This is a genomic window from Mesorhizobium sp. B4-1-1 (assembly GCF_006439375.1).
GTDB lineage: Bacteria > Pseudomonadota > Alphaproteobacteria > Rhizobiales > Rhizobiaceae > Mesorhizobium.
In genome coordinates this window covers 149,722-176,713 of record NZ_VFTH01000009.1, presented here as the reverse complement: position 1 = coordinate 176,713, position 26,992 = coordinate 149,722, and the positions used below count along the sequence as shown (strand labels likewise).

General features: G+C 64.6%; 23 protein-coding genes. 15 read left to right on the top strand and 8 right to left on the bottom strand.

Annotated elements, in window-relative coordinates:
• Positions 1-12: 12 nt before the first annotated feature.
• Both FJW10_RS15285 and FJW10_RS15280 read right to left on the bottom strand, forming a co-directional pair.
• Positions 13-1,917, bottom strand: coding sequence for a VWD domain-containing protein (locus tag FJW10_RS15285; protein WP_140900727.1), 1,905 nt, complete (start codon positions 1,915-1,917; stop codon positions 13-15).
• Between the two features lie 233 nt (positions 1,918-2,150).
• Positions 2,151-3,146 (bottom strand): transporter, encoded by a 996-nt coding sequence (locus tag FJW10_RS15280; protein ID WP_140831169.1) that lies wholly within the window; start codon positions 3,144-3,146, stop codon positions 2,151-2,153.
• A 248-nt stretch (positions 3,147-3,394) separates the two neighbouring features.
• Here FJW10_RS15280 and FJW10_RS15275 point away from each other — a divergent pair, with 248 nt between their 5' ends.
• The 4 genes from FJW10_RS15275 to FJW10_RS15260 all read left to right on the top strand — a co-directional run bounded on the left by FJW10_RS15275 (position 3,395) and on the right by FJW10_RS15260 (position 6,002).
• A complete protein-coding gene (locus FJW10_RS15275; RefSeq protein WP_140900726.1) occupies positions 3,395-3,616 on the top strand; it encodes a DUF680 domain-containing protein in 222 nt (73 codons plus the stop codon).
• A gap of 252 nt (positions 3,617-3,868) precedes the next feature.
• A complete protein-coding gene (locus FJW10_RS15270; protein WP_140900725.1) occupies positions 3,869-4,840 on the top strand; it encodes an MBL fold metallo-hydrolase in 972 nt (323 codons plus the stop codon).
• A 36-nt stretch (positions 4,841-4,876) separates the two neighbouring features.
• Positions 4,877-5,338, top strand: coding sequence for a tetratricopeptide repeat protein (locus FJW10_RS15265; RefSeq protein WP_140900724.1), 462 nt, complete (start codon positions 4,877-4,879; stop codon positions 5,336-5,338).
• Between the two features lie 157 nt (positions 5,339-5,495).
• A complete protein-coding gene (locus FJW10_RS15260) occupies positions 5,496-6,002 on the top strand; it encodes a DoxX family protein (protein ID WP_140900723.1) in 507 nt (168 codons plus the stop codon).
• 23 nt (positions 6,003-6,025) lie between these two features.
• Here FJW10_RS15260 and FJW10_RS15255 read toward each other — a convergent pair whose 3' ends face one another.
• Positions 6,026-7,276 (bottom strand): ROK family transcriptional regulator, encoded by a 1,251-nt coding sequence (locus FJW10_RS15255; protein WP_140831180.1) that lies wholly within the window; start codon positions 7,274-7,276, stop codon positions 6,026-6,028.
• 188 nt (positions 7,277-7,464) lie between these two features.
• Here FJW10_RS15255 and FJW10_RS15250 point away from each other — a divergent pair, with 188 nt between their 5' ends.
• From FJW10_RS15250 to FJW10_RS15230, 5 genes are all read left to right on the top strand, one after another.
• Positions 7,465-10,029 carry an ATP-binding cassette domain-containing protein gene (locus tag FJW10_RS15250; protein ID WP_140900722.1) on the top strand — a complete coding sequence of 855 codons (2,565 nt, stop codon included), beginning with the start codon at positions 7,465-7,467 and terminating at the stop codon, positions 10,027-10,029.
• Complete coding sequence (locus FJW10_RS15245) at positions 10,026-11,015, top strand: ABC transporter permease (RefSeq protein WP_140900721.1); 990 nt, start codon at positions 10,026-10,028, stop codon at positions 11,013-11,015. The genes FJW10_RS15250 and FJW10_RS15245 overlap by 4 nt, the downstream gene beginning before the upstream one ends.
• A 49-nt stretch (positions 11,016-11,064) precedes the next feature.
• On the top strand, positions 11,065-12,066 hold the full coding sequence (locus FJW10_RS15240) for a rhamnose ABC transporter substrate-binding protein (RefSeq protein WP_140831186.1): 1,002 nt from the start codon (positions 11,065-11,067) through the stop codon (positions 12,064-12,066).
• Positions 12,067-12,132: 66 nt separating this feature from the next.
• Positions 12,133-12,891 carry a glutamine amidotransferase gene (locus tag FJW10_RS15235; RefSeq protein ID WP_140900720.1) on the top strand — a complete coding sequence of 253 codons (759 nt, stop codon included), beginning with the start codon at positions 12,133-12,135 and terminating at the stop codon, positions 12,889-12,891.
• A 129-nt stretch (positions 12,892-13,020) separates the two neighbouring features.
• A complete protein-coding gene (locus FJW10_RS15230) occupies positions 13,021-13,458 on the top strand; it encodes a hypothetical protein (RefSeq protein ID WP_140900719.1) in 438 nt (145 codons plus the stop codon).
• Positions 13,459-13,465: 7 nt separating this feature from the next.
• On the opposite strand, the gene FJW10_RS15225 is transcribed toward FJW10_RS15230, so the two are convergent.
• The 3 genes from FJW10_RS15225 to FJW10_RS15215 form a co-directional block, all read right to left on the bottom strand.
• Positions 13,466-14,248 carry a glucose 1-dehydrogenase gene (locus tag FJW10_RS15225; RefSeq protein WP_140900718.1) on the bottom strand — a complete coding sequence of 261 codons (783 nt, stop codon included), beginning with the start codon at positions 14,246-14,248 and terminating at the stop codon, positions 13,466-13,468.
• Between the two features lie 101 nt (positions 14,249-14,349).
• Positions 14,350-15,990 (bottom strand): ABC transporter substrate-binding protein, encoded by a 1,641-nt coding sequence (locus FJW10_RS15220; RefSeq protein WP_140900717.1) that lies wholly within the window; start codon positions 15,988-15,990, stop codon positions 14,350-14,352.
• 27 nt (positions 15,991-16,017) lie between these two features.
• Complete coding sequence (locus tag FJW10_RS15215) at positions 16,018-17,058, bottom strand: 2OG-Fe(II) oxygenase family protein (RefSeq protein WP_140900716.1); 1,041 nt, start codon at positions 17,056-17,058, stop codon at positions 16,018-16,020.
• A gap of 448 nt (positions 17,059-17,506) precedes the next feature.
• On the opposite strand from FJW10_RS15215, the gene FJW10_RS15210 reads away from it, so the two are divergent.
• Positions 17,507-18,925: an FAD-binding oxidoreductase gene (locus tag FJW10_RS15210; RefSeq protein WP_140900715.1), complete on the top strand. Its 1,419-nt coding sequence runs from the start codon at positions 17,507-17,509 to the stop codon at positions 18,923-18,925.
• A gap of 551 nt (positions 18,926-19,476) precedes the next feature.
• Here the strand turns inward: FJW10_RS15210 and FJW10_RS15200 are convergent.
• Entirely contained in the window at positions 19,477-20,088 is a 612-nt protein-coding gene (locus tag FJW10_RS15200; RefSeq protein ID WP_140900714.1) for a TIGR00730 family Rossman fold protein, read from the bottom strand.
• A gap of 120 nt (positions 20,089-20,208) precedes the next feature.
• On the opposite strand from FJW10_RS15200, the gene FJW10_RS15195 reads away from it, so the two are divergent.
• The 4 genes from FJW10_RS15195 to FJW10_RS15180 all read left to right on the top strand — a co-directional run bounded on the left by FJW10_RS15195 (position 20,209) and on the right by FJW10_RS15180 (position 24,620).
• Positions 20,209-21,786: a LysM peptidoglycan-binding domain-containing protein gene (locus tag FJW10_RS15195; protein WP_140900713.1), complete on the top strand. Its 1,578-nt coding sequence runs from the start codon at positions 20,209-20,211 to the stop codon at positions 21,784-21,786.
• Between the two features lie 146 nt (positions 21,787-21,932).
• Positions 21,933-22,268, top strand: a complete 336-nt coding sequence (locus FJW10_RS15190) for a metalloregulator ArsR/SmtB family transcription factor (RefSeq protein ID WP_140900712.1) — start codon at positions 21,933-21,935, stop codon at positions 22,266-22,268.
• Positions 22,268-24,151 carry an ABC transporter ATP-binding protein/permease gene (locus FJW10_RS15185; RefSeq protein ID WP_140900711.1) on the top strand — a complete coding sequence of 628 codons (1,884 nt, stop codon included), beginning with the start codon at positions 22,268-22,270 and terminating at the stop codon, positions 24,149-24,151. The genes FJW10_RS15190 and FJW10_RS15185 overlap by 1 nt, the downstream gene beginning before the upstream one ends.
• A gap of 127 nt (positions 24,152-24,278) precedes the next feature.
• Positions 24,279-24,620 (top strand): antibiotic biosynthesis monooxygenase, encoded by a 342-nt coding sequence (locus FJW10_RS15180; RefSeq protein WP_140831204.1) that lies wholly within the window; start codon positions 24,279-24,281, stop codon positions 24,618-24,620.
• Here the strand turns inward: FJW10_RS15180 and FJW10_RS15175 are convergent.
• Positions 24,596-25,489: an SMP-30/gluconolactonase/LRE family protein gene (locus FJW10_RS15175; protein WP_140900710.1), complete on the bottom strand. Its 894-nt coding sequence runs from the start codon at positions 25,487-25,489 to the stop codon at positions 24,596-24,598. The genes FJW10_RS15180 and FJW10_RS15175 overlap by 25 nt on opposite strands.
• Positions 25,490-25,640: 151 nt before the next feature.
• Between FJW10_RS15175 and FJW10_RS15170 the strand changes: the two genes are divergently transcribed.
• Positions 25,641-26,957, top strand: coding sequence for a DUF4375 domain-containing protein (locus FJW10_RS15170; protein ID WP_140900709.1), 1,317 nt, complete (start codon positions 25,641-25,643; stop codon positions 26,955-26,957).
• Positions 26,958-26,992 lie beyond the last annotated feature (35 nt).

Below are 26,992 nucleotides of genomic sequence, written 5' to 3'. Positions count from 1 at the left end.
CGCCGGGCTGACCTACTGGATTATGCCGACGGCATTGGGGGCTGGTGTCTTGGCGTGGATCTTCGCCGCTCCGGCCTTGCCGATGACCGCGACGTCGAGGATGCAGGCATCCAGCAGCGGGCCCTTCTCGACGCCGGCCTTGCCGCAAATGGCCTCGGCCCGCTTAAGCTGGTCCCGCTTCAGGTCCTTCGCATAAAAGGGCTTGCCGGGGATGCCGGTCTTGATCTCCCTGCCGCATACCGAAAGCAGCGAATCCTTGGGATCGACGCGCCAGCTCTCGGCATAGGGATGGTAGATATCCTCGAAGGAAAACGGCGTCTTGAGGATACGGCCTTCCCGTGTCGCCAAAAGGTTGACGTCGTTCTTCGGGTTGGCGAGCAGGCCCTCGACCTTCTCCGGCCATTGACCGAGACCGACCTTGACGTCGATATAGTTTGGCGGATTCAGCGTCGCGACGACGGAATCGCCGCGCGCGTTCCTGATGACATAGACATTGCCGGTTCGCGTCACGTCGGCGCCGTCGGCGAGTTGCAAGGCGCCGCCGCGCAGGCTGACCGGCTTGCTGTCGACGACAAGCCTCTGGGGATTGGCGCAGATGGCGACCGTGGTCTTGCCGAGTCGGGCCGCGACCGCGCTGTTGACGGCCGCGTTCGGCCATGTCGGCGCACCGGAGACCTGACGGTTCTGGACGATGAAGTCCGGCCCGGAATCCGCCAGCACGAAGTCGCCCGAAGCCTGGAAGTCGTAGAGCAGGCCGCTGAACGTCGTCAGATGGGTGTCGCCGACACCGGCCGCGGCCGCGCAGTTCGACGCCGCGCCGCCGGCTGTGCTTTCGACGAAGAGCAGCGCCGGTCCGGGCGGCGGGGCCGAAGGCGCCGTCGGGCCAAAATTCAGGTTGTTGGTCTCGGCGGTGAACCCCTGCGCCACGCAGGTCGGCGAGGCGTTGCCGCCATAAATCACCTGCACCCTCGGCGTCAGCGATGCGCCGCTGTTGAAACTCGCCTGACCGCCGCCGGCGCTGTTGCCGCCATCGCCGAAGATATTGAACTCGGCTGTCTGCCAGCCGGACGCCGCGTTGACGGCGTTGTCGCCGGTGCGCGAATAAATCGTCCCGCCGACCGTCACGTTGATGCTGTCGCCGCCAGCGCCGACATTGCCGGTCAGGCTGAGCTGGGCAAGATTGGTGACTGGCTGCAACGGCACTGGCACCGCGCCCAGGCTGTTGTTCTTCCAGCAATAGATATCGGTGTCGCCGGTGAACGAGAACTGGTTCCAGCTCGCGCCGGATGGGCAGGTCTTGTTGTACTTGATCAGCCAGTACTGGATGTAGCCCCGGGCGATGCTGCCATTGTTCTCGAAGACGAATTGCTGCCAGCCCTGGCAATTGGGATTGGGCGAGCCGGTACAGGACACGGAGCTCGGGAAGAAATTGGTGTTGAGCTGCAATGTATAGGCATTGGCTATCGACGGCCCCGAATTACCGATCGGGCCGCTTTCGCTGGTCACGTTGGTGACGTTGTCGAAGGAGCCGATCGCCGTCGAGATGAAGCCTGAGGGCGCTTGCGCCGCGACGTCGTTGCTGTTGCCCACGGTCAGCGGATGCGGCCCACGCCGCGGCGGCTGCGGATAATTGGGTGTCTCGGTGCAGGTGATCTCCTGCCATTCACGGCTGGGATATTCGGCCTTGAAACAGCCCTTTTTCGGCTGCGGCACCTGCGCCATCGCATTTCGCCAGTCGATTTGCCGGGCGCGTTCCTCCGGCGAGACGGCGGTCGTTGCCTGACTGGCAGTGGCCGCGGCTGGTTTGGTCGTCTCGGCGGCGGCTGAGGCGCCGGAAAGGGCGCCGCACAGCATGGCCGCCAGCGATAGCATGCGCAAGATTCCGGGACTGCTCTTGGGAATGGAATGAAGTTTCATGGGTCAACTCCTGGCTTTTGCTGGCGCCCCCGTTCAATCGGGCGCCCAGACAACCGGGCATCGAAAAAGAAGCCGCGCCGGAAAATTAGCCTGACCACGACTCTTGCCGCCCGGGCTGAACCTATGATCGATTAGAAACGGCGAATGTAACGCCCTTCACGCCCCAAATGCTTCACAAGAAAAATGGCGTGCCAGCCGCGATATACTGAAAATGCGAAGGTCCGTTGCTTTCCTTACACCCGCCCCAGCCGCCGCACGATCGTATAGATGATGCCGGCGATGACGACCGAGATCGCCGTCACCACCCAGAAACCCAGCGGCGTGTCGACCAGCGGCAACCCGCCGACGTTCATGCCGAACAGGCCGGAGATGATTGTCATTGGCAACAGCACCGCCGTCATGACGGACAGGATATAGAGCAACTGGTTCGACCGTTCGGTGAGCTTGGCCATCAGCTCGTCCTGCAACAGGCGCGTGCGCGCCTGCAACTGCTCGCCGTCGTGATGCAGCGTGTGCGCCCGGTGCGATAGCCGCGTCGCCATGTCGTTGATCGGGTCCGGCAGCTCGTTGCGATGTGAGTGGTCGAGGTGGCGGAAGAGGTTGGTGAGCGTCGCCATCTGCCGATGGATCAGCACCAGCTGCCGGCGCGCATCGACCAGCGCCTGGCGCTCGCTGTGCCATGCATCGACGACGATCCGGTCCTCGATGCCGTCCAACGTATCGCCCATCTTGTCGAGCTCGGCCGCCATGCCGTCGAGCGACTGGCCCATCACCGCCTCGATCAGTTCGGCCGGCGTGCAGAATTTTCGCGTGCCGCTCTCCACCAGCTTGCGGATCTTGTCGACCGATTCCAGCGGCTGCTTGCGGGCGCCGACCAGCATCTTGTCGTTGAAGGCGAAACGGAAATGCGTGAGCCCGCGCGCCTCGGCGAAGTCGTGTCTGAGGTCGGGCAGGTCGCCATAGAGGAAGTCGCCCTCGAAATCGATCTGGCAGCCATGGCTGGGCGACAGGAAAGCATCGCGCACCGGCTGCGGCAGAGCCTGCTCGGCGCCGATCTCCTGGCGGGCGCGCATGTCGGTGATCTGGTAGCTGCGCCAGCTCCAATGCGCCTCGGCGGGATCCTTGGTGCGTGAACCGTCGGCCTTGAAATGATAGATGAAGAACAGCCCGTGCTCGTCGGGCAGATAGGGCGAGAGATCGGTGCCTTCGGCGGGGAGGGCGATGTTCATGGCGGCTTCGCCGGCTCTTGATGCGGTCGAGGTCGCGGGGGGCGGCCAGGCAGCGTTTCTAGCATGCGCCACCCGTTTGGGTGTGACAGTTCGATGACGGCCGGCGTCCGGCCCGCCTCAATCCTGATTTCATGTATTCCGAAAAAATTCTCCCGCGCCCGGGAATAAAGCCCGGGCCTTCCGGGTCTTGGCTGTAGCGAGACCGTCCTCCCAAGGCACGCATCAACCAACCCGGAAGGAATACGCGTATGAATAGAACCGTCTTCACCGCTCTCGCCATCCTCGTTGCCACCGGCAGCGCCTTTGCCGGCGGCGACCACTTCCCCTCGACGAATGGCGGCCAGCAGGCCGCCGCCGTCGACACCACCACCACCGCTTCTATCGCGAAGCCCGACATGGACCGCCACGAGATGAAGCCGGCGGCCAGGATCGCTGCGGAAGAGCCCGGCCAGGGCATCTGGGGTCGCTGAGCTAGGAGTCAGGACCGAAAGGTCCTCGCCCAGGAGGCGGGGCCGAAGGTCCTGATGCCGGTGCGAGGAAGGCACGCCTCGCCCTGGGTCAACGACCAGACGTCCCGATCTCCCCGGCGCCGGCCGGTCTTCAGTCGGACCGGCCGGCTCCGGTTTCCGCAGCCGGCGGAGGGTCGCACCGGGCCCTCCGCCATTCTCTCATACCGCCTGAAACCCTGAAGCAAACGCGCAAGCCACAAGAGGAGATTTCTGATGTTCAACATGACACGCCGCATGGTGCTCGGTTCCGCCGCCGCCGCGGCAGTCTTCGGCATTGCCGGCAAGCTGGAATTCGCGCCCGCGGCTTACGCCGAAACCCCGGTCGAGCCGCTGGTCGGCTTCTACAAATACAAGGTCGGCTCGCTCGAGCTCACCGCCATCTATGATGGCATCTGGCGCAAGCCGCACGACCCGGCCTTCATCAAGGATGTGTCGGTCGACGACACCAAGGCGGCGCTCGCCAAGGCCGGACTGACCACCGAATTCATGCCGATCCCGCTCACCGTCGTGGTGCTTCAGATGAACGGCCGCACCATCATGATGGACGCCGGCTCCGGCGTCGGCCAGTGGCAGGCCAACGCCACGCATCTGCCGGCCAACATGAAGGCCGCCGGCATCGACTACAAGGCGATCGACACCATCATGATCTCGCATTTCCATCCCGACCATGTCTGGGGCCTGATGGAGAAAGGCACCAACAATCCGGTGTTCCCGAATGCCGAGCTGATCGTCAACGCCACCGAATACAATTGGTGGACGGATCCGAGCCGCCTCGCCAAGCTGCCCGAGGGCCGCAAGCCGGCGGGCAAGCGCATCGCCGAGAACTTTCCGAAATGGAAGAACTGGAAGCTGGTCGACGACGGCACGGAAGTGGTGCCCGGCATCCGCCTCATGGCGGCGCCCGGCCACACGCCCGGCCATTCCGTCTACCATGTCGATGCCGGCTCCGAGCAGTTCCTCGTCTCGGCCGACACCATGTACGTGCCGGCGCTGCTTGCCCCGCATCCCGAATGGCAGGGCGCTTACGACCAGGATGGGCCGATGGCGATCACCACGCGCCACCGGATCATCGACCAGGTGATCGCCGACAATGTCCGCATCTGCGGGTCGCACTTCCCGTTCCCCGGCACAGGCAGCTTCGTCAAGGACGGCAACGCCTACGCCTTCACCCCAACCCAGATCTGATCAGAATCGGATCCTGAACAGAAAGCGGCAACTCCAATGAAACATGCACTTTTCGCGGTGCTCGGCGCCATTGCGGTGCTCACCGCGGCCCCCATCGCCATCGCCGTGCCGGCCTATGCCGTGGACGACATCGAAGGCGCCGACGCGCCGGATCTGACGGCCGTCAAGGCCAAGATCGAGGCCAAGGACTACAAGGGCGCGCTGGCCGACCTGCGCGACCTTGCGCAGGACACCCAGCAGGCCGACGTCTACAACCTGCTCGGCTTCACGCTGCGCAAGACCGGCGACTACCAGACCTCGCTCACTTACTACACCAAGGCGCTGGAACTTCAGCCCGACCACAAGGCCGCGCATGAATATCTGGGCGAGCTCTATGTCGAGACCGGCGACATGGCCAAGGCGAACGAGCAACTCGCCTCGTTGCAGAAGCTCTGCCCGTCGGGCTGCGAGGAGTTCTCCGACCTCAAGCAGGCCATCGACACCAAGGTGACGAAGTAGGCGGCCCATAAGGGCTCGCCATCCTTTTGGGCGCCACGGCGGTAGCGCCCGAAAACCGGAGCCGGCGTTCCTCTCCCTCGCGCCGGCTCCGACCCTTCAACGCGCGCGTCCATAGGGACGCGCGGCGCGACCTGTTTTCCAAAGATTGGAGCCGACCATGTCACCGATCGAACTTGCCGAAAGACTTCACGCGAGGGACGCGGTCCTGCTGGCCGGCCGGCTGCTGCTGTCCTTGATCTTCGTGCATGAGGGACTGGAGCTGGCGACCCATTTCGAAGGCGCTCAGAAGGCGATGGCCGCGCTTGGCGTCGGCACGCCGCTGCTTTTGGCCACCATCGCGCTGCAGCTCGGCGCCGGCCTCTCCGTGGCGCTCGGCATCCTGGCGCGGCTCGGCGCGATCGGGCTCGGCCTGTTCTGCCTGATGACGGCCGGCCTCTTCCACACCAATTTCGCCAGCCAGAACGAATTGCTGCATTTCGAGAAGGATCTCGCCATCGCCGGCGGCATGTTCATCCTGGCGCTCAGCGGCGCGGGCGGGCTGTCGCTCGATCGAGTGTTGATTGGTGGGATGAAGGGCAGGACGGGCGCAGGCACAAATATTGACACCACAGCCACGCCCGGCGAGCCCCATCTTTCGACCGGTGCGACAAGCCTGCCTGTGTGACAGCCACCCCGCCGCCTTCGCCCTCAGCACTGGCTGGCGAGCGCCGAGAGGCTCCCCAGCAGCTTCGTCCGGTCCTTGCCGATCATCAGCACGCTGCTGTCGGGCGCGAGCAGCGCCGAGAAGGGCAGCATCGCCGCGCCGATCGGCGAGGCCTCGGGGCCGAACTGTCCAGGCACGATTTCCGGCGCGACGATACCGATGGCGCTGACCCGATTGAACTGGCTTTGCACCTTCGCCAGCAGTTCGAGATGGATCGAGCGCGGCAGGATCGAGTCCAGCACGATCGCCTCGATGTCGATGACCGAGGTGATCGCGATGATCGCCTCTACCAGCGCGTTGGCGCAGTCTTCGATCCATTCGAACAGCGGCTCGCGCGCGCCGGCCGGCATGGGGTCGAGCTCCCGCACCCGGACGATCTCGATGCCGCGTGATTTGAGATGGTTGACCAACACATAGATCGAGGCGCGGTGCAGCAGGCTCTGATAGCGCGCGGGCTTGGCCGCCACCGAATCCAGGCTTGACGGCGACACCGGCAGCGGGCCGAGCGCGGCGCTGTTGCCATGCGGGCCGGTATGCACCTTGCCGCTCTGCACTAGGCCGCCGCCGACGAAGGTGTCGATCGAGATATGCATGAAATCGTGAAAGCGCGCGCCGGCACCTTGCACGAGCTCGGCCAACGCCGCCGATGTGGCGTCGTTCTCGGTGAACACAGGGACCTTCGGCGGCGTCGCGAAGAAGGTCATGAGGTCGATCGCTTCCCAGCGATCGCCGAGATCATCGGGAAAGCCGAGCTCCTCGCTCCAGCCGCCGAGGAAATAGGGCGAGGCGATGCCGACGCCGACGATCGAGGCATCGTCGAGGCCGTCGACCAGCGCCTCGAAATTGGTAAGCGAGGTGTTGCCGGCCCTGCGCACCAGATCCGGGTCGGGATAGCGGTATTCATGCGACGCGCGCGCCCGCACCTCGCCGGCGAAGTCGACCAGCACGGCTTCCAGCGCACGCCGGCCGATCTTGATGCCGACGCTGTAGATGCGCTCCGGCGCCAGCCGGTAGAGGATCGAGGGCGACCCGCGCTGCCCGAACCTTTTTCCCACTTGCTTTACGAAACCGGCTTGCTCCAGTCCGTCGACGATGTCGGCGACGGCGGCGGGGGTGAGGTGTGCAGCACGCGCCAGATCGGACTTGGATGCTTCCTTCAAGCGGCGGATGGCGTCGAGAACGAAACGTTCGTTATAGTGCCGAACCTTGACCGAATTACTGCCTTTTCCCGACAAAACGCCATCTCCCAAGTCTGCCGCAAGCGCGGCCGGCTCCATCCGTAGTCACGGCCATAAGGATCCGAGACCACGAGCGAGCGCGACGCGACACTGCGCGTTGCGCACAAGGAAGTCAATTTTCCGGTTGCGAGTTTGACATATTTAATATAGCAAACTGAAAAAATAACTACGACCTGGGAGGAAACGTGCTGCGGCAAGGCGCGCTTGGCGAAGCCGTCGCGACGGCGGCAGAGGCAGTTGCACCGGTGGCGCTGGTCGGCGCCACCAAGGCCTTTGGCGGCACTGTTGCGCTGAAGAACGTTTCCTTCGAATTGCGCTCGGGCGAGGTGCTGGCGCTGCTCGGCGAGAACGGCGCCGGCAAGAGCACCTGCGTGAAGCTGCTCGCCGGCGTGCATGCGCCGACCGATGGCCATGTCGAGGTTGACGGCAAGGCCGCCAGCTTCCGCTCGCCGCATGACGCTCAGGCCGCCGGCATCGCGGTCATGCATCAGCATCCGGGCCTCTTTCCCGACCTGTCGGTCGCGGAAAATATCTATCTCGGTCACATGCCGCGCGACCGTTTCGGCGGCATCGATAACGCCGCCATGCTCGCCGGCGCGCGAAAAGTGCTGGCGACTGTCGGCCTTGCGGTGCCGGCCGACACCAGGCTCGGCGCGCTGCGCACCTCCGAGCAGCAGCTGGTCGAGATCGCCCGCGCGCTCTCGCTCGACGCCCGCGTGCTGATCATGGACGAGCCGACCGCCGCGCTCTCGCAGCGCGAGGTGGAGCGGCTATTCGCCGTCGTCGCCGATCTCAAGTCGCACGGCGTGGCGATGATGTTCGTCGGCCATCGCATGGATGAGATCTTCCGCGTTGCCGACCGTATCGCAGTGCTGCGCGACGGCCGCCTCGTCGGTGTCCAGCCGAAGGCGGAGCTCGGCCGCGCCGCGGCGATCTCCATGATGGTCGGCCGCGAGGTAAGCGATCTCTATCCGGATCGCCGCGAAAAACCCAACGCGCTGGTGCTGGAGGCGAGGGCGCTCTCGCGCGCCGGCGCCTTCGCCGATATCGACCTGAAGCTTCATGCCGGCGAAGTGGTCGGGCTCGGCGGTCTGGTCGGCAGCGGCCGCACCGAGATCGCGCGCGTGCTGTTCGGCATCGACCAGCCTGACGGCGGCGAAATCCTTATCGACGGCAAGCCGGTGCGCTTCACCTCCGCGCGAGACGCCATGGACGCCCGCATCGCTTATGTCTCGGAAGACCGCATGGGCCAGAGCCTGGTGATGGATTTCGGCGTCCTCGACAACGCCGTGCTGCCGGTGCTGGACAAGGCCGCGCGCTTCGGCCTCTACGGCGCCGACCGTGCCATCCGCCTCGTCGCCGATTGGCTGCAGCGCATGAAGCTGCGTTTCGCCGGCTATGGTCAGCCGGTGAAGGAGTTGTCCGGTGGCAACCAGCAAAAGGTGGTGCTGGCCAAATGGCTGCGCACCGAGCCGCGCGTCCTGATCCTCGACGAACCGACACAGGGCATCGACGTCGGCACCAAGGCCGAGGTGCATGCCATGATCGCCGACCTTGCCGCCCAAGGCATGGCGATCCTTTTGATCTCGTCCGAAATGCCCGAGCTCATCGGCATGTGCGACCGCATCGTCGTGCTGCGCGAAGGTCACTGCACCGCGGAGTTTTCGAGCCGTGAGGCGACCCAGGAAAAAGTGCTCGAGGCCGCGACCCGCACGGTCGAGCAGGCCGGCGCGACGACGCAAACAGAGCAGGGCGCGCTCGAGGAAGCAAGCAAAGGCCCCGCGAATATCCTCAAGCGCCGCGAGTTCGGTCTGCTTGCCGCGATGCTGGCGGTCGCCATTCCGGTCACCATCATCAACCCGCGCATGGTCAGCGCCGCCAACCTGACGGCCGTCTCGATGGACGCGGCGCTGCTGGTGGTCGCGGCACTTGCCCAGATGCTGGTGCTGATCACCCGCAACATCGATCTCTCCATCGCCTCGGTGATCGGCCTGTCGGCCTATATGGCGGCCAGCATGGTGCAGGTCTATCCGGGCCTCGACATTACCATTGGCCTCGCGACCGCCTGCGCCGTCGGCACTGTCTGCGGGCTCATCAACGGCCTCGTCGTCACCCGGGGAAAGATCCCGGCGATCGTCGTCACCTTAGCCTCAATGTCGATCTTCCGCGGCTTCAACTCGATCTGGGCCGCCGGTGACCAGATCAGCGCCGACGAGGTGACGCAAAGGTGGCTCGACATGACCGGGCTGAAACTCGCCGGCGTGCCGCTGATCGTCGCCATCGCGGTCCTTATCCTCGGCGCCGGCTATGTGCTGCTCTACCGCACGGCGATCGGGCGCGAGCTGTTCGCCACCGGCTCCAATCCCGATGGCGCGCGCCTCATCGGCATTCCGGTCGACCGGCGCATCCTGATGGCCTTCGGCCTGGCGGGGCTGCTCGGCGGCTTCTGCGGCGCTCTCTGGGCCTCGCGCTACGCGACCATCGACGCGCGCGTCGCGCTCGGTTTCGAGCTGACGGTGATCGCGTCCGCCGTGGTCGGCGGCGTCGCCATCCGCGGCGGGTCCGGCACGCTGCTCGGTATCGTGCTCGGGTCGCTGACGCTGCTGGTGATCAAGAACGGGCTGACCCTGGTGCGCGTCGATCCGCTGTGGCTGCAGGGTGTCTACGGCCTGGTGATCCTCGTCGCCATCGGCATCGACACTTTCATCGTGCGGCGCGCCGAGCAGGCCAGACAGGCGAGGATGAGATGACCAAATTCCTCCGCTCGATCGACTTCTGGGACCTGCTGCTCGCCGCCGCTTGCTTTGCGGTTTTCCTCTATGCCGCGATCTTCGTGCCGAACTTCGTCTCCGGCTTCAACCTGTCCCAGCTTGCCGCCAGCGCTTCGGAGAAGGCGCTGCTGATCCTGCCGATGACGCTGCTGATCATCTGCCGCGAGATCGACTTGTCGATCGCATCGGTGCTGGCGCTCACCTCGGTGATCTTCGGGCTGGCCGTCCAGGCCGGCATGCCGACCTTCGCCGCGATCCCGCTGACGCTTGTCTTCGGCGCGTTGCTCGGCGCCTTCAACGGCTTCCTGGTGTCGGCGCTCGGCCTCCAGTCGCTGGTGGTGACGCTGGGCACAATGGCCCTCTATCGCGGCATCGGCTACATCCTGCTCGGCACCGGTTCGGTCAACATCCTGCCGCCCGAAATCGTCGATTTCGGCATAAACAACCTGCCGGGCACGCAGATCCCCTGGACCATCGTGCCGTTTCTCCTGCTGGCGCCGGTCTTCGCGATCGTCTTGCAGAAGACCGCCACGGGCAAACGGCTCTATGCGCTCGGCGGCAGCCCCGAAGTCGCGCGCTACTCCGGCATCGACACCCGTCACATGGTGCTTTCGCTGTTCGTCGTGTCGGGCGTCGTCGCGGCCATCGCCGGCGTCGTCTACACGGCGCGCCTTGCCAATGCGCGCGCCAACAACGCGCTCGGCATGGAGCTCGACGTCATCACTATCGTGCTGCTCGGCGGCGTCAGCGTCTTCGGCGGCAAGGGCAAGCTCACTGGCGTCATGCTGGCGCTGGTGCTGATTGCCATCATCCGAAACGTGCTCGCGCTCAACCAGATCGGCGGCGACGCGCAAGGCATGATCATCGGCCTGCTTCTGATCGGCTCGCTGCTTATCGGCAATTACTGGCGCTCCCTGGAGGAGCGCCTCTCAAGATCGCGCGCCTTGCGCGAAACCAAGGGGTGATCTCGGGCCCCTTCCTGCAAGCCCGAATTCTTAAACGGAGGAGTGTACAATGAAAGCGTTTCGACTGGCCCTGCTTGCATCCGCGGTTCTGCTTGCCCCTGCTTCGCTGGCCTTCGCCGACGAATGCGCCAAGGAACCGGTGACCGTCGGCTTCCTGCCGAAGCTCGACACCGATCCCTATTTCAAGGTCGCCCAGCAGGGCGCGGAGGAGGCCGCCAAGGAGATCGGCGGCAAGGCGATTCAGGTCGCGCCCTCGCAAGCTACGGCGGAAGCGCAGATCGATTTCATCAACAGCCTTGTCACCCAGAAGGTCGGCGTCATCGCCATCTCGGCCAATGACGCCAACGCCGTCGCCCCGGCGCTGAAGCGCGCGGCGCAGCAGGGCGTCAAGGTCGTGTCCTACGATTCCGACGTCGCCGGTGACGCCCGCGCGGTGTTCGCCAACCAGGCCAAGGGCGACAGCCTCGCCGAGATGATGCTGGAAAGCGCCTACAATCTGATAGGCGGCGAGGGTGATTTCGCCATCCTGTCGTCGACGCCGACCGCCACCAACCAGAACGCCTGGATCGATTTCATGAAGAAGAAGATGGCGGCCGAGCCGAAATTTTCGAAGATGAAGCTTGTGCAGGTCGCCTACGGCGAGGAGAGCGAGCAGGTCAACCAGCAGCAGGCGCTGGCTCTCGTCCAGGCCTTCCCCGACCTGAAGGCGATCATCGTTCCGGCCGGCATCGGCCTGCCGGCCGCGGCACGCGCGCTGGAGGAAGCCGGCCTGATGGGCAAGGTCAAGCTGACCGGCCTCGCGCCCGCGACGCTGATCTCGAAATACATCAAGGACGGCTCCGCCCAGGACATCTGGTGGAACGTCTCCGATCTTGGCTACCTGACCTACCAGGCCGCCCAGGCCCTGGCGCAGTGCAAGATCACCGGCAAGGAAGGCGAGAAGTTCAACGCCGGCCGTCTCGGTGAATACACGATCGGCGCCGGCGGCGAACTGGTGCTGGGCCCGGCCAAGATCGTGACGCCGGAAAACCTGGCCGAGTTCAAGTTCTGATACTTTCCAACCCGGCGGGCGCCTCGGCGCCCGCCGCTCTTTTCTCGATCGCGCGGACGGTTAGGCATGAAGATCCTGCTTGCGGGCGAAACCTTTTCGGCCACCACATCGGTGGCTTCCGGCACCGAGGTGCTGACGAGCGCCGCCTATGTCAACGGCGCCGTCGCCTTCAACGCCGCTCTGGCCGCCGAAGGCATCTCGATCACCCAGATCGGCGGCGAACGCTGCCCGGCCGAATTCCCCTACGACCTCGAAGCGCTGGCGCCCTATGGCGCTGTGGTGATCTCCGATGTCGGCGCGCTGAGCCTGCTGGTCACGCCGCAAGCGCGCGCCGGCCGTGTCGGTGTCAACCGCCTCGACGTTCTGAAAGCCTATGTCGAAAGCGGTGGCGGGCTGATGCTCGCTGGCGGCTATATGGGCTTTCAGGGCATGTTCGGCACGGCGCGCTTCCACGACACGCCGGTGGAAGATGTGCTGCCGGTGCGCTGCCTGCCTTTCGGCGATGGGCTGGAGGTGCCGCAGGGCTTGCAGGCGTCCATCCTTCAGGCGTCTCATCCGATCCTTGCCGGCATCGACGGACCGCTGCCGCCGATCCTCGGCATGAACAAGACGGACTTGCGCCGCGACGGCAGCTCCAGGCTGCTCGCCTCCTGCCATTATCGCGGCGCCGACTGGCCGCTGCTTTCGGTGCGCGAGCACGGCAAGGGCCGGACCGCCGCCTGGACGACCGACATCGGCCCGCACTGGCTGTCGCAGGATTTTTTGGCATGGCCGCTTTACGGCCGGCTGATGGCCAACATCATCCGCTGGATTTCGGGCGACTGACCCGCACCGCTTTGACCGTGCCGCCGCCCGGCGCTCCCTTCGGGCATCGCCAGCTTGACCGCATTGGCGGCGCGGCACTGGTCACCCCCTTTTTTCATTTTGCAACAAGCCAAGACCTAAGGACCGACCATGAGCGACTGGAACGATCTCGTCTCGCATCCTTGCGGCCGAGGCCGGCGGCGCACGTACCATGATCGCCATCGCCGGACCGCCCGCCGCGGGCGCGAGAGCACTGCAAGCGTCGCCGTGCCGACCTTCGACCGGCCGCTCGACCTGTCGCGCGCCGCAGCCCGGCTGATCGCGCCGGCGACCCGCTATGTTGTCGTGGAGGGCAACTACCTGTTGCTCGGCCGCGCGCCATGGTCCGGCCTTGCCCGCCTGTTCGACCTGACGGTCTTCCTCACCGCGCCGCGCGCCGAGCTCGAACGAAGGTTGCTCAAGCGCTGGACCGATCTCAGCTACCCGGATGAATATGCGATCGCCAAGGTTCGCGGCAACGACATGCCCAATGTCGACCTCGTGCTGGAACACAGCATGCCGGCGGATGTGGCGTGGGAGTCGAGGTGAGGGGCCGTCACAATACGCTGGTGATCCCGCCATCCACCAGCAGCGTCTGTCCAGTGACAAAACTCGCGGCGTCCGACGCCAGGAACACCGCCGCGCCCGCCAGTTCCTCGACATCGCCCCAGCGCCGCATCGGCGTGCGGGCGGTGAGCCAACTTGAGAATTTCTCGTCGGCGACGAGTGCGGCATTCAGCTCGGTCTTGAAATAGCCCGGCGCGATGGCGTTGACCCGCACGCCGTGCTGGCCCCATTCGCCGGCCATCGACTTGGTCAGCATGGTAATCGCCCCCTTGCTGGCCGCGTAAGGCGCGATCGAGGGGCGGGCGAGCGCGCTCTGCACCGAGGAGACGTTGATGATTACGCCCTTACGGCGTTGGATCATACCCTTCGCCGCGGCGCGGCTCACCTTGAAGACGCCGTCGAGATTGGTCGCCATCAGCGCGTCCCAGTCGGCATCGGAAAAAGTCTCGAGCGGCGCACGGCGCTGGATGCCGGCATTGTTGACCAGGATGTCGATCGGCCCGGTGCCGGCTTCGCTCGCCGCAATCGCCGCATCGACCGACTGCGTGTCGGTGACGTCGATCAATGACTCCGCGACCGTGTAGCCGCTGCCGCGCAGGCGGTCGCCGGCGGCCTTGAGCTCAGCGGCCTTGCGGCCGCCTATGGTGACGCGCGCGCCGGCGGCGGCCAGCGCCTCCGCGAAGGCGAGGCCCAGCCCACGGCTGGCGCCGGTGATGAAGGCATGCCTGCCTTCGAGGCCGAAGAGACGGCCGAGATAATCAGTCGAACGCAATTTGCACCTTCATCGATGTGTCGACGGGCATTGTCAGCCTGCCCAACAGCTCAAGCAAGCGCAAGGCGTCGGCCAGCACGGTCACGCCTTTGCGGCCTGCCTTAAGCGGCGAGCCACACGTCGGTGAAGTCCAATTCGTATGTCGGATGTGCGTGGCGGTTCATCACCTGCTTGGCCGAATGGCAATAAAGCTTCATCCAATAGGGCTGGATGATCACGCCGGACCGCTGCAGGATCGTCTCGACGTCCTTCATCACCGCCTTGCGCTTCTCGACATCGGCGGTCTTCAGCGCCTCGTCGAGCTTGGCGTCGAATTCCTTCGAGGCGAAGCCGCTCTCGTTCCATGCCTCGCCCGTGCGGTAGGCGAGGGCCAGCACCTGCACGCCCAGCGGCCGCATCGCCCAGTTGGTGGTCGAATAGGCGAATTTCGCCCAGCCGTTCCAGTAGGTCGAGGCCGGCAGCACCGTGCGCTTCACCTTGAAGCCGGCTTCGCGCAACTGCGAAGCGATCGCGTCGGCGGTGTTCTTGCGGTAGTCGTCGTCGATCGAGAACAGCTCGTGCTCGTAGCCCATCTGGCCGGCCTCGGTCATCAGGCGCCTGGCCTCGTCGAGATCGCGCTTGATCGGCGGCAGCTCGGCATATTCGGGATGGATGCGGCAGACATGGTGGTTCTCGCCCACTTCGCCGGCGCCGGCGAGGCCGAGCTTCAGCACCACCGAATTGTCGACGGCAAGCTGCAGCGCGCGCCGCACGCGTTCATCGCTATAGGGCGCGGTCGTCGCATTGGCGCGGGCGACCACCGTCGAGGCCGAAAGGATCTCGCTCTTGGTCAGGCCCATGCCGTCGAACACCGAGATGAAGTCGCCATTGCTGTCGAGATTGGTATGCACCTCGCCGGCCTCGAAGGCGCTGACCAGCGCGTTGGGATCGACGCCGTAATCGATCATCTCGATGCCGTCGAGCAGCGCTTCGCCGCCCCACCATTTGCCGTTCGCGCGGCGCTTGAACACCGCGCGCTGGCCGACATCGAGCGAGACCAGTTCGAAGGCGCCGGTGCCGATCGGATGCTTGGCGAGATCGCCGCCGCTGGCGTCGAAATCGCGATGCACGAGCAGCGCCGGATAATCGGCGAGATTGGGGATCACCGTCACGTCCGGCGCCGAGAGGTTGAGCACGACCGTATGGTCGTCGACCTTCTCGATGGCGTCGGCGCGCAGCCTGCCGCTGTCGCCCTCGGTGAGGCCGGCAAAGCGCCGCGCCATCGAATTGCCCGCGGCCACGGTATCGCACCAGCGGGTGAAGTTGAAGATCACGTCGTCGGCGCTGAAGGCATCGCCATTGTTCCAGGTCGCGTCCTTGCGCAGATAGAGCGTGTAGCGGGTGGCGTCGTCATTCACCTCCCAGCGCTCGGCAAGCATCGGCTTGAAGGTGAAGCTTTCCGTGTAGCGCACCAGTGGCTCGAGGAACTGCCGGCCGATATTGCCGAGATCGGAGGAATCGAACGTGCGCGGATCCTTCAGCCCCGGCACCAGCATCGCCACTTTCAGCACGCCGCCGCGCTTCGGCTCGTCGGCTCGTGCCTCGGTCGGAGCGGCGAGGCCCGCCATCGCATAGGCCGCTGTGGTGGAGGCGCCGAGCGCGCTGGCCACCGCCAGGAACTCGCGACGATCGACCCTGCCTTGTCTCACCGCAGCCTCCCATCCGCCGAGGATGGATGGCAATTTGCGCGTTTCGGTACTCATTGTTTGGTCCCCTGTTGGTTGGTGCGCTCAGGCGGCCGCCGCCCGCCTTGGCTTCCGCAAAGTCTTGACGCCGGCCATCTCGACGAAGTTGGTCGCCGACTCCCACAGATAGTCGCCATAGAGGAATGGCGCGAAATCGCTGGCGCCCTTGATCGGCAGCGGCGCGATCTCGGCGTCGACGCGCGGCTCGTAGAAGAAGGGGATGGAGTAGCGCGCCGTCTTCGGCGCGATCACCCGGTGGCGCGTCGCCTGCACCACACCGCCCGTCCAGCGCTCCAGCAACTGCCCGAAATTCACCGCCAGCGTGCCGTCTGCGGGCGGCACGTCGATCCACTCGCCGGCATGGTTCCTGGCCTGCAGGCCTTCGACGCCGTCCTGCGCCAGCAGCGTGACGAAGCCGGAATCGGCATGCTCGCGGCCGATGACCAGCCGCCGCTCGCCCTTGTGCATGACCGAATATTCAGGCTTCGACAGGTCGACCGCGCCATCCTCGGTGCGCAGCGGATAACGGATCAGCCTGAGCGTCGAGATGCCGCCCTGGAAATGGCCGTCGAAAATGTCGTCCTCGAGCCTGAGGCTGCGCGCGATCGAGGCCATCAGCGCCGCGCCGACCTTTTCCATCGAGCGGTAGTAATGCGCTGCCGCCGCCTTCCATCCTGGAACATCGTTCTCAGCCGGCAGCGGCGTGAGTTCGAGCAGCGGATCGTCGGCCGCGAATTCGGCGTCGGCATGCGCGATGTCCGGCCCCATGTCGATGCCTTCCTTGTAGGACACCGCGGTCGGCTGCAGCGGGAACCAGCCGCGATAATAGTTCGATTTCGATGGATCGAAATTCCAGCGCAGCAGCTTCTGCTTTTCCGCGTCCGGCAAGTCGAAGATCTTCAGCAACTCGCCGCGCCGCTCGCGCGTCAAAAGCTCCGCGCCCGGAAAGCCGCGCGCGGTCATGAAGCCGATGCCGGAGGCAGCAGCGAAGATCTGGCGGTCTGCCTCGTCGCGGGCAGGCGACGGCGGGCCGAACAGCGGCGCGATGTCGATAGCGGGGATGCCCCCGGTGGTGTCGTCGCTCATCTCATGATCCTTGCGATGCTTGGGACCGGGCGTGCCGCAGTCGAATTCGCCGACAGGCGCGAGCACGCCATGAGGCGCGGCCCTTGCTCATTGTCTGGAAGGATTTCTGGATTGCCTGGCATCGCGATCCGTTTCGTTCCGACGCCTTGCCGGTCGGAGAAAAGCGGCTCGAACCCGGTGCCATGGTGGGAAGAAACGTCCAACAGGCAGGCAGCTTTGTCAAGCGTGGGCTGGCGGTTGACAGACCGTCCGGCCTGAACGACAGTCGCGCCACCCCATGGCACAGGGCTTTCAAGGGAACGAGCCGCAATTCGACAGGTCGCAGCGCGACCAGCGGAGAAGCGAGATGCTCGACGAAAGCCGTATCGATCCAACCAACTGTGATTTTCGCGGACGCCCATTGGCACGTGTTCGCTTCGCTGCGAACCAACGTTAGGCGAGGGCGTTCATGTCCATCTCAGGCAAGAACGGCATCGACTGGAAGGCCTTTGCCCGAGCGCTGGGCGGCATCGAGACGTTCGACACGCCCTCGATCGTGAAGAAGCGCTCGCGCGATTTCTTCTGGTACAGCCCGATCCTTAGCCGTGAATTGTCGTCCTGTTTCGGCGATCTCGTCGCCGCGCCGATTACGCTGGACGAACTGGCTTGCTGCCTGGCGGTCGCGGTGGAGTGGCGGGTGCCCATCGTCATCCGTGGCGGCGGCACCGGCAATTACGGCCAGGCGGTGCCGATGGACGGCGGGCTGATCGTCGACATGACCGGCATCTCGCGCGTACTGGAAATCGGTTCCGACACGGTGCGCGCCGAGGCCGGCGCCCGCATCGGCGATATCAACGCCGCGCTCGGGCGCCAAGGTCGCGAACTGCCGATCGTGCCCTCGACCGAAGCGGTCGCCACCATCGGCGGTTTCATCGCCGGCGGCTCGGGCGGCATCGGTTCGATCCGCCACGGCATGCTGCGCGATGGCAAGAACATCCAGGCGATCGCAGTGCTGTCGATGGAGAGGCAACCGGAACGCCACGTCTTCACCGGCCCTGAAATCCTCGCCATCCATCACGCCTGGGGACTGAACGGCGTCATCACCGAGGTGACGCTCGGCACCGTCGCGTCGCCGCGCCGGCGCAACATCATCGCCTCGTTCGACACTTACCGGCACGCCTTCGAGGCCGGCATCGCGCTCGGCAACGCGCGCTCGCTGAGCCTCAAGCTGCTGACAACGATAGACGGCCGCATCGCCGCTTCGATCACCAAGCTCGGGGAGCTCGCAAGGCGCCGGCGCGACCTCGCCATCGTCATCGTCGCCGAGCCGGATGCGGCGGCGGTTCGCGATGTGCTGCGCGACCATGGGGGCACGGTCGAGATCGACCTCGACGCCGATGGCATCGCGGCCTCAGGCCTGCCGGCGCTCTCCGAATTTTCCTACAACCACACCACGCTGCAGATGCTGAAGCAGGACCGCACCGTTACCAACCTGCAGATCACGTTCCCGGCACCGCTCGACAGCGGCCTGATAGAGCCGCTGCAGGAAATCCTCGGCGACGAGGTGCTGATGCATCACGAATTCGCGCTGCTCGACGATCGGCTGGTCGCCTTCGACCTGCCGATCGTGCGCTACACCGACGACGCGCGCCTGACGGAAATCACAGCCATCTACGAAGCGCATGGACTGGGCACTTCAAACCCGCATGTGCCCTATGTCGAAGGCGGCAGCATGAAGCCGGATTTCAAACATCTGGCGTGGAAGAAGCGGCTCGACCCGGACGGTCTGCTCAACTCGGCGAAATCGCGTTTCTGGAACGAGGTGAAGCATTTGTCGGCCGAAGAGATCGAGGCCTTGCCTCGCCGCCGGATGAAGGATCGCAAATAAGCACATAAACTGGTTTTGGCGCCTGCGCGACTTGTGCCGCGCAGGCAGGGTACGCCGCTAGTGCAAGTAACCGAGCAGCCAAAGAACAAGGATGATGGGCAAAGGAATCCCGATAAGCCAAAGCAATCCGCCTCGCAGCATGACGATCTCCAAAATGTTGCTATGTGAGGCAACGCTAATGCGTGATCTTGGTTCCCCGCCCGCGTTCGTACGCTCGCGGCTGGCAGATATTCGCACCTTCGCGAGAATCGTCTCGGCGAATCCGGAGTTGGTCGTGAAGCCGCTGCGCCGCAGCAGCGCGCCGCCGTTAGCCGTTCGAGGGCGCGGTGCATTCCGGACTGGTCGCCGCGATGCTGCGGGATTTTCGCAGAGAACGGCCGGATTTCCATCTGCAATTGCGCAGCCGGCGGACAGCGGCGCGGTTCGAGGATCTGGGCCTCGCCTGGCGCAGGAATGATCGGCGAGCGGTTCTAACAGACCTGAGGAAGCAGATGAGCAGGGAAAATGAGCCACGCGACGCTGCTTCAGGTCAGGCCGGCCTCACCTGAAGCCTACATCTTGTCTATCACCGACCGAACGCCTTCCGTCGGCGCGTCGACCGACGATCCGGCCACCATGATGGCGGCGACGATCGCCTCCGGGTCGTCGACGACTAGCGGCTTCACCCTATGCGCGGTGTGGATGAAGCCTTCCTCGGACATATGCTCGATCAGCGCCAGCATCGGGTCCCAGAAACCCTTGACGTTGGCAAAGACGATCGGCTTGCGGTGATGGCCGAGTTGCGCCCAGGTCATGATCTCGACGATTTCCTCGACCGTGCCGATGCCGCCGGGCAGCGCCACAAAGGCGTCGGATTTCTCGAACATGCTGTGCTTGCGCTCGTGCATGTTATCGGTGATCAAGAGTTCGTCGAGCTTGTCGAGCGCGGTCTCGGTCGCTTCCTTGTTGATCAGGAAGCGCGGGATGATGCCGGTGACCTTGCCGCCGGCCTTGAGCGCGCCATCGGCGACGGCGCCCATGATACCTTTGGTGCCGCCGCCATAGATCAGGCGCAACCCGGATTTGGCAAGCGAGCGGCCGAGCGTGTGGCCGGCCTTGATATAGGCCTCGTCGCGGCCCGGAGACGAGCCGCAATAGACACAGACGGATCGAATCGTGTTCATGGCGATGATTGGTGATGGGGACGGTTGGCGCGGTCAAGCCCGCGGGCGGGCTTTTTCTTGTGAGCATGGAGAAAACACGCTAGACCGGGCGTTAGGTGGCTAAGGGGGCAATAAAGAGTTATGGCTGTCAATCCATTGAAGGCGTTTCTGTTCGCGGCAGGCGGCTCGGTAGCCGTGGCCGGGACCGCCTACGTATCGGGCGCGCTCGATCCGTATCTGAACCAGAAGCCGGCGCAGATCGCAGCGCTGCCGCAGACCGATGCGAAACCGGCTGAATCCTCGAGCACGAGCACAGAGGCGCGCGTCCCCCAGGCTCCGGCGAACACAATGGCGCCAGCCAATACCATGGCGCCCGCCAATAAGATGGCCTCGGCCAACAATGCCACCGCCCCCGCCGCCGCGGCCGGTCCGACACTTCCGACATTCGATGTCGTGCGCGTCGAGGGCAATGGCGCGATCGTCGTCGCCGGCAGCGCCGCGCCCAACGCCAAGGTCGAGATTTTGAATGGGGGCACGGTACTCGGCTCGACCGATTCCGGTCCCGACGGGGCCTTCGCCATCGTGCTCGACGATCCGCTGAAGCCGGGCGACTATACGATCATGCTGCGCCAGACGGTTGGCGGCACGACCGTCGCCTCGGCCCAGACCGCTGTCGTCTCGGTGCCGCAGAGCCCGACCGGCCAGGTGCTGGCCATGGTCGAGGAGCCGGGCAAGGCCTCGCAGTTGATCACCGTTCCTGAGGCCGAGACCAAGCCGGCCGCGACCGACCAGGCCGCACCGGCGGCCCAAGCTCCGGCGACGACCGCTCCGGCTACGACTGCGCCGATCGCGTCCAGCACGGCGCCGGCCGCGACCGCGCCTGCCGCCACCGACCAGGCGTCTGCTCCGGCGGCCGCGCCGGCCGCGGCTGCTGCTTCGGAACCCAAGATCGCCGTCGAAGCGGTCGAGATCGACGGCAGCAAGATCTTCGTCGCCGGCACCGCCGATCCCGGCCGCAAGGTGCGTGCCTATGCCGACGCCATCCTGCTCGGCGATGCAAAAACCTCGCCCGACGGCCATTTCCTGATCGAGGCGACACGCGACATTCCGGTCGGCAACTACACCATCCATGTCGATGGCCTGGACGATGATGGCGTCAAGGTCGTCGCCCGCGCCGCCGTGCCGTTCGAGCGCGAGCCCGGCGAGTCGATCGCCGCCGTCGCCCCGACCGAAACAAAGACCGGCGAGGCCAAGCCGGTCGAGACCAGGCTTGCGCAGGTCCAGGGCGCGGGGTCCCAGTCGGCGGAGGCCAAGCCCACGATGCCTGCGGCAGGCACGGAGACCAAGCTCGCCGAGACGTCGGCAACGGCCACGGCGGAAGCCAACAAGCCCGCTGCGCCTGCCGAGGCGCCTGCAAAGGTTGCTGAAGCGACGCCCTCGACGGACGTGCCCGAGACGGTCGCGCCGAAGCTCGAGCATGCCGGCGGCGCCGTCATCATCCGCCGCAACGACACGCTCTGGCGAATCTCGCGCCGCGTCTACGGCCATGGCGTGCGCTACTCGACCATCTATCTCGCCAACAAGGACCAGATCCGCGATCCCGATCGCATCTGGCCCGGCCAGGTGTTCAAGGTGCCGTCCAAGTCGAAGGAAGGCGAGGACGCCGACATGAAGGCGATCGGCGAGCAGGCGACAGCGGCGCCGGCGAAGACGGAGTAGGGCGGCAGCGTAGACGCCATCGTCGCGTTCCCTTCACATACCCCTCTCTGTCCGGCAGGGCAGAGGGGGCTGTCCCGCCAGAACCTCAAATCTACCCATCCGCCTAGCTTGCCCTCTCACTATCCATCGTCTATCGCCGATGGACGATGGCCGAATCCTCCGAAATCCGCTGCAGCGACAGCCACGCCATGGCGCTCCGCCTGGCAGCGCTCTCGCATCCGGCGCGCATCGAGATCCTGAAGCGCCTTTCGGCCAGCCACTGCTGCTCGTGCCGTGAGGTGGTCGACCATCTCGACCTCGCGCAGTCGACCGTCTCGCAGCATCTTAAGATCCTGGTCGAGGCCGGGCTCGTCAGGCTCGAGGCCGACCGCCAGCGCTCGCGCTATGCCGTCGACCACGCCGCGCTTGAAGGCGTCTCGGCCTCGCTCACCCGACTCGTCAACTTCTGCTGCCCCAGCGGTTTACCCAAAAGGCAAGACTAGTGGCCGAAAAGACCGTATCCGCCGAAGCCGGCACCCTCACCACGCTGCGTAATCTGTGGCCCTATATGTGGCCGGCCGAGCGCGCCGATCTCAGAGCCCGCGTCACTTGGGCGACGCTGCTTCTGATCGTCGCCAAGCTGACGCTGGTCGCCGGCCCCTATTTCTTCAAATGGGCGACCGACGCGCTGGCCCACGCCTCGAAGACGCCACCGCCGCTGCCGTCCTTTTTGCTGGCGCCGGTGGCGCTGGTCATTGCGTACAACGTCCTGCGCCTGATCCAGCTCGGCTTCAACCAGCTGCGCGACGCGCTCTTTGCCCGGGTCGGCCAGTATGCGGTGCGCCAGCTCGCCTTCCGCACCTTCGTCCACATGCACCAGCTGTCGCTGCGCTTCCATCTCGAGCGCCGCACCGGCGGCCTGTCGCGCATCATCGAGCGCGGCACCAAGGGCATCGAGACGATCGTGCGCTTCATCATGCTGAACACGGCGCCGACGATCCTCGAATTCGCGCTGACCGCCGGCATCTTCGCCTTCACCTATGGCTGGAAATATGTGGCCGTGGTGGCGCTTACCGTCAGCCTCTATGTCTGGTTCACCGTCAAGGCCAGCGACTGGCGCATCTCGATCCGCCGCGACATGAACGACAGCGACACCGACGCCAACACCAAGGCGATCGACTCGCTCTTGAACTTCGAGACGGTCAAATATTTCACCAATGAGCGCATGGAGGCCGAGCGTTTCGACCGCTCGATGGCGCGCTACGAGATCGCCGCGACGAAAACCTGGACCTCGCTCGGCTGGCTGAACTTCGGCCAGGGCCTCATCTTCGGTCTGGGCACCGTCATCGTCATGTGCATGTCGGCGCTGGAGGTGCAGGCCGGCAGGCAGACGGTCGGCGATTTCGTCTTCATCAACGCCATGCTGATCCAGCTTTCGGTGCCGCTCAACTTCATCGGCTTCATCTACCGCGAGATCCGGCAAGGGTTGACCGACATCGAGCACATGTTCGACCTGCTCGACGTGCCGCAGGAGATCGTCGACAAACCGGACGCGAAGCCTTTGAAGGTCGGGCCCGGCAAAGTTGAGTTCCGCGACGTGCATTTCTCCTATGATCCCAACCGCAAGATCCTGAAGGGCGTCTCCTTCGACGTGCCGGCCGGCAAGACGGTGGCGATCGTCGGCCCATCCGGGGCCGGCAAGTCGACCATTTCCAGGCTTTTGTTCCGTTTCTACGACGTGCAGGGCGGCCAGGTGCTGATCGACGGCCAGGACATCCGCGACGTCACGCAGGAGAGCCTGCGCGCGGTGCTCGGCATGGTGCCGCAGGACACGGTGCTCTTCAACGACACCATCGCCTACAACATCCGCTACGGTCGTGTCGGCGCCAGCGAGGAGGACGTGCGCAAGGCGGCCGAGCTCGCCCAGATCGGACCGTTCATCGACAAGCTGCCCGAAGGCTACCGCGCGATGGTCGGCGAGCGTGGGCTTAAACTGTCGGGCGGCGAGAAGCAGCGCGTCGCGATCGCCCGCACCATCCTCAAGGCGCCGCCGATCCTGATGCTGGACGAGGCGACCTCGGCGCTGGACAGTCACACCGAGCAGGAAATCCAGGCAGCGTTGGACCAGGTCAGCAAGGGCCGCACCACCATCGTCATCGCGCATCGGCTGTCGACGGTGGTCTCGGCCGACGAGATCATCGTGCTCAAGGACGGCCAGATCGCCGAGCGCGGCACGCATGTGGCGCTGCTGGCCAGGCACGGCCTCTACGCCTCCATGTGGGACCGCCAGCGGGAAGCGACCGAAGCCGAGGAGCGCCTGCGCATCGCCCGCGAGAGCGACGAGCTTGGGGTGGTCGTGCGCAGGAGGACTTCGGAGGTGAGCTGAGGTCTTTTCCTTCTCCCGCAAGGAGAAGGAAAGGGCCAAATCCCCTTGACCTCAACTTACCTTGAGCTTGCAAACCCGTCTCCGAGCCCCTGCGAAGCAACTCGTCCAAGAACGGAGACAGATCGAAATGAGCACCAGAAATCACCGCACCGGCAGCGTGTTCCGCGTCGACAAATTCGTCGTGCCGGCGGAGGCACGCGAGGAAATCCTCAGCAAGGCCAGGATGACGCATGAACTGCTGCGCCAGCAGGATGGCTTCGTGCAGGATTTCCTGCTCGAACAGTTCTCCGGTCCCGGCGAGTTCAACTTCGTCACCGTGGTCGAATGGGAAAGTCAGGCCGCCGTCGACAAGGTGGTGCCGATCGTCAAGGCCGCACATGAGCGCATCGCCTTCAGCGCGCAGGAAACCATCGCGCGCCTCGGCGTCAAGGCCGACATCGCCAACTACCAGCGCGTGCCGGAAATGTAGGACGGCCATCCGGCTCCAGGCACGGGGACAGCGGCGCTCAGCACCTGACCGGTGCGGGTGTCGCTCACCATATTTTCGAACCCACGCCATTCGGCGGCGGCGATGAACAATGTCCTGCCGTCGACGCCGCCCAGCATGCAGGCAAAGCAGCCGCGATCGACCTCGACCCTGTCGATTTTCTCGCCGCCTTCGCGCACCCTGACACAGTGCCGGTTCGGGACGTCGGCGTACCAGACGCAGCCTTCGGCATCGATGCAGATCCCGTCGGGATAGTCGTTGCCGAGATCGGCCCAGACGCGCCGCCTGGAAAAGCTCCCGTCTTCGCCAATATCGAAGGCGGTCAGCCGCCTGGCGTGGGACTCGGCGATGATCAGTGTCCGATTGTCCGGCGTCACCGCCATGCCGTTGGCGAAGGCGATGTCCTCGGCGACCTGTCGCACGCCGCCGTCCGCTGCGACCAGCACGATCGTGCCCGACCCGAAATGCTCGCCCGGCGCCGGTGCCGGCCCGCCGCCATTGACATAGATGTTGCCGCGCCCATCGACGACGATCTCGTTCCATGGGTTCTTCGACAGATGCCTCAGATCGGCATGGGTGGCGAGCGTCCCGCCTGCTTCCTGCCTGAGCAGCAGGCCTTCCCGGCCCGAGACGATAAGCAGCCGGCCATCCGGCAACCAGTCGATCGAATAGGGCAGGACAGCCGGGACGGTAAGCATCACCTCGCCTCGGCCGTTTTCGTCCACCGCGATGATCTCGCCGGTGCCCCAGTTGCAGAGCCAGAGCCGGCCATCATGCCAGCGCGGTGACTCGCCGAAGGCAAGGCTTGTTGTGATGATATTGGCTTTCCTGACGCTGCTCGATGACGACATTGGCTGGCTTCTTGGGCGCGTTGTTCAGCCTAGGACGGATGAGCGTATGGTGCGCCGACATAGTCCTTCAATAATCCGAGCGCGACTATCGCGCGGCCGTCAGCGCCAACAAACCTGATCATATCCTGGTGCCTTTCAAATCCATGGCCTGATGATATTGTCGCGTCACAACAATCCCTTCTCCATTATTGGTTTCATGAAAGCATTTTCGATGTTCGGATTTTTCTCACGCAAATCCAACAGGGCCTCTGAGCAGAAATCGCTAGCTTCCGAACATAAGGGAGGCAGCCCGCTCGTGCCTCTGATTATCGTGTCTCGTTCGAAGGTCGAGAAGGCAAGTGAGAAGTCTTTTGATCTAGTCTTCGCGGTCATGCAATTCGCCGTGACAATCGTTTCCAAGGGACTCTATCGCTACCCCGAGATCAACCCTAAGGCGATGCAGGTCTTTCATGCGGACTGGTATTCCTCGGAGGTAAAGAACGGCGGCCATAGTCAATTCATCCACAATGCGGGCAGCGAAATCGACACCACGATTGCCAACGCTAGAGCCGGGCTCAGCGCGTGTGGTGCAAAAGGACAACTGGCAACTTTGGAAAAGATGTCAGCTTGGGTTGCGAAGCATCCCGACAAAGCAGCGGCGCAAACAGGCTTCGACGGTGGCCGCGACGATTTCCTGGATACGCTCGATGACGCATTCTACGAAGCGGATGAAGCCGCGGCGATTGAGGATTTGCTCGCGCGCTGGATCACGTCTTGGCCCGATCTGCAGATTGTCGATGATGACGATTACGATAATGCGATCGACAAACTCGTTATGGCCAACCCACAACGTGAACGTAGGCTTCTTCATGAGTCGGTCAGCAAACTGGTGAGCCAGATGTTGAGCCAGCGCCACGTAGGCGCCGGGCTCGCCTGCGCCCAGGCGTCGCCATCGGAGATCAAGCTGGCGCTGGGGATGGCAAGGATCCTGGATGTCGAAGGCGAAAAGCAAATGGTCTTCCATCTGCGTACCAGTGCAGAAGAGCTCCGGTTGTGCGCCCCGACAAAGACACACGTCACGGTTTACGAATATATTCCCCCCGACGATCCTCCGGTAATCCGCCCAGGTGAGAACCCATTGGGAGCTAATGCACCGAGGGTCGGGAAACGGCTTGGACGAGCGGAACAGTCGGAGATTGAGACGGTCATCCAACTGTCTGAACAAAATCATGTTCCCGTCGCCGTCGACCTTCTGCTGCGCAAGGCCGGGTTCGATCCGCTGGGTGCCATCGTCTCAGCCAACTCGGCGGTGGAAACGGCGGAAGGGCCAGTGGTGAATTGGGTGGTGCTCGCGTCTGACCGGACCTTCCTCGTCCTGTCTTCGCCGAATAGCAGTGTGCTGTTAAGTGGCGAGAATTACGAAAAGCTCGCCGAGGCTGCCATGTTCGAGCTTGGCGAGCACTTCCATCGCTCCGCCGCCGCTGGATAGATGTCTGTTCGCGTTGCCCATCCTATCCCCCATTG

Bases quoted from the DNA above. Each gene is read 5' to 3' on its own strand.
- FJW10_RS15285 (WP_140900727.1), bottom strand. From the start codon at position 1,917: ATGAAACTTCATTCCATTCCCAAGAGCAGTCCCGGAATCTTGCGCATG.
- FJW10_RS15280 (WP_140831169.1), bottom strand. From the start codon at position 3,146: ATGAACATCGCCCTCCCCGCCGAAGGCACCGATCTCTCGCCCTATCTG.
- FJW10_RS15275 (WP_140900726.1), top strand. From the start codon at position 3,395: ATGAATAGAACCGTCTTCACCGCTCTCGCCATCCTCGTTGCCACCGGC.
- FJW10_RS15270 (WP_140900725.1), top strand. From the start codon at position 3,869: ATGTTCAACATGACACGCCGCATGGTGCTCGGTTCCGCCGCCGCCGCG.
- FJW10_RS15265 (WP_140900724.1), top strand. From the start codon at position 4,877: ATGAAACATGCACTTTTCGCGGTGCTCGGCGCCATTGCGGTGCTCACC.
- FJW10_RS15260 (WP_140900723.1), top strand. From the start codon at position 5,496: ATGTCACCGATCGAACTTGCCGAAAGACTTCACGCGAGGGACGCGGTC.
- FJW10_RS15245 (WP_140900721.1), top strand. From the start codon at position 10,026: ATGACCAAATTCCTCCGCTCGATCGACTTCTGGGACCTGCTGCTCGCC.
- FJW10_RS15240 (WP_140831186.1), top strand. From the start codon at position 11,065: ATGAAAGCGTTTCGACTGGCCCTGCTTGCATCCGCGGTTCTGCTTGCC.
- FJW10_RS15235 (WP_140900720.1), top strand. From the start codon at position 12,133: ATGAAGATCCTGCTTGCGGGCGAAACCTTTTCGGCCACCACATCGGTG.
- FJW10_RS15230 (WP_140900719.1), top strand. From the start codon at position 13,021: ATGAGCGACTGGAACGATCTCGTCTCGCATCCTTGCGGCCGAGGCCGG.
- FJW10_RS15220 (WP_140900717.1), bottom strand. From the start codon at position 15,990: ATGAGTACCGAAACGCGCAAATTGCCATCCATCCTCGGCGGATGGGAG.
- FJW10_RS15215 (WP_140900716.1), bottom strand. From the start codon at position 17,058: ATGAGCGACGACACCACCGGGGGCATCCCCGCTATCGACATCGCGCCG.
- FJW10_RS15210 (WP_140900715.1), top strand. From the start codon at position 17,507: ATGTCCATCTCAGGCAAGAACGGCATCGACTGGAAGGCCTTTGCCCGA.
- FJW10_RS15200 (WP_140900714.1), bottom strand. From the start codon at position 20,088: ATGAACACGATTCGATCCGTCTGTGTCTATTGCGGCTCGTCTCCGGGC.
- FJW10_RS15195 (WP_140900713.1), top strand. From the start codon at position 20,209: ATGGCTGTCAATCCATTGAAGGCGTTTCTGTTCGCGGCAGGCGGCTCG.
- FJW10_RS15190 (WP_140900712.1), top strand. From the start codon at position 21,933: ATGGCCGAATCCTCCGAAATCCGCTGCAGCGACAGCCACGCCATGGCG.
- FJW10_RS15180 (WP_140831204.1), top strand. From the start codon at position 24,279: ATGAGCACCAGAAATCACCGCACCGGCAGCGTGTTCCGCGTCGACAAA.
- FJW10_RS15175 (WP_140900710.1), bottom strand. From the start codon at position 25,489: ATGTCGTCATCGAGCAGCGTCAGGAAAGCCAATATCATCACAACAAGC.
- FJW10_RS15170 (WP_140900709.1), top strand. From the start codon at position 25,641: ATGATATTGTCGCGTCACAACAATCCCTTCTCCATTATTGGTTTCATG.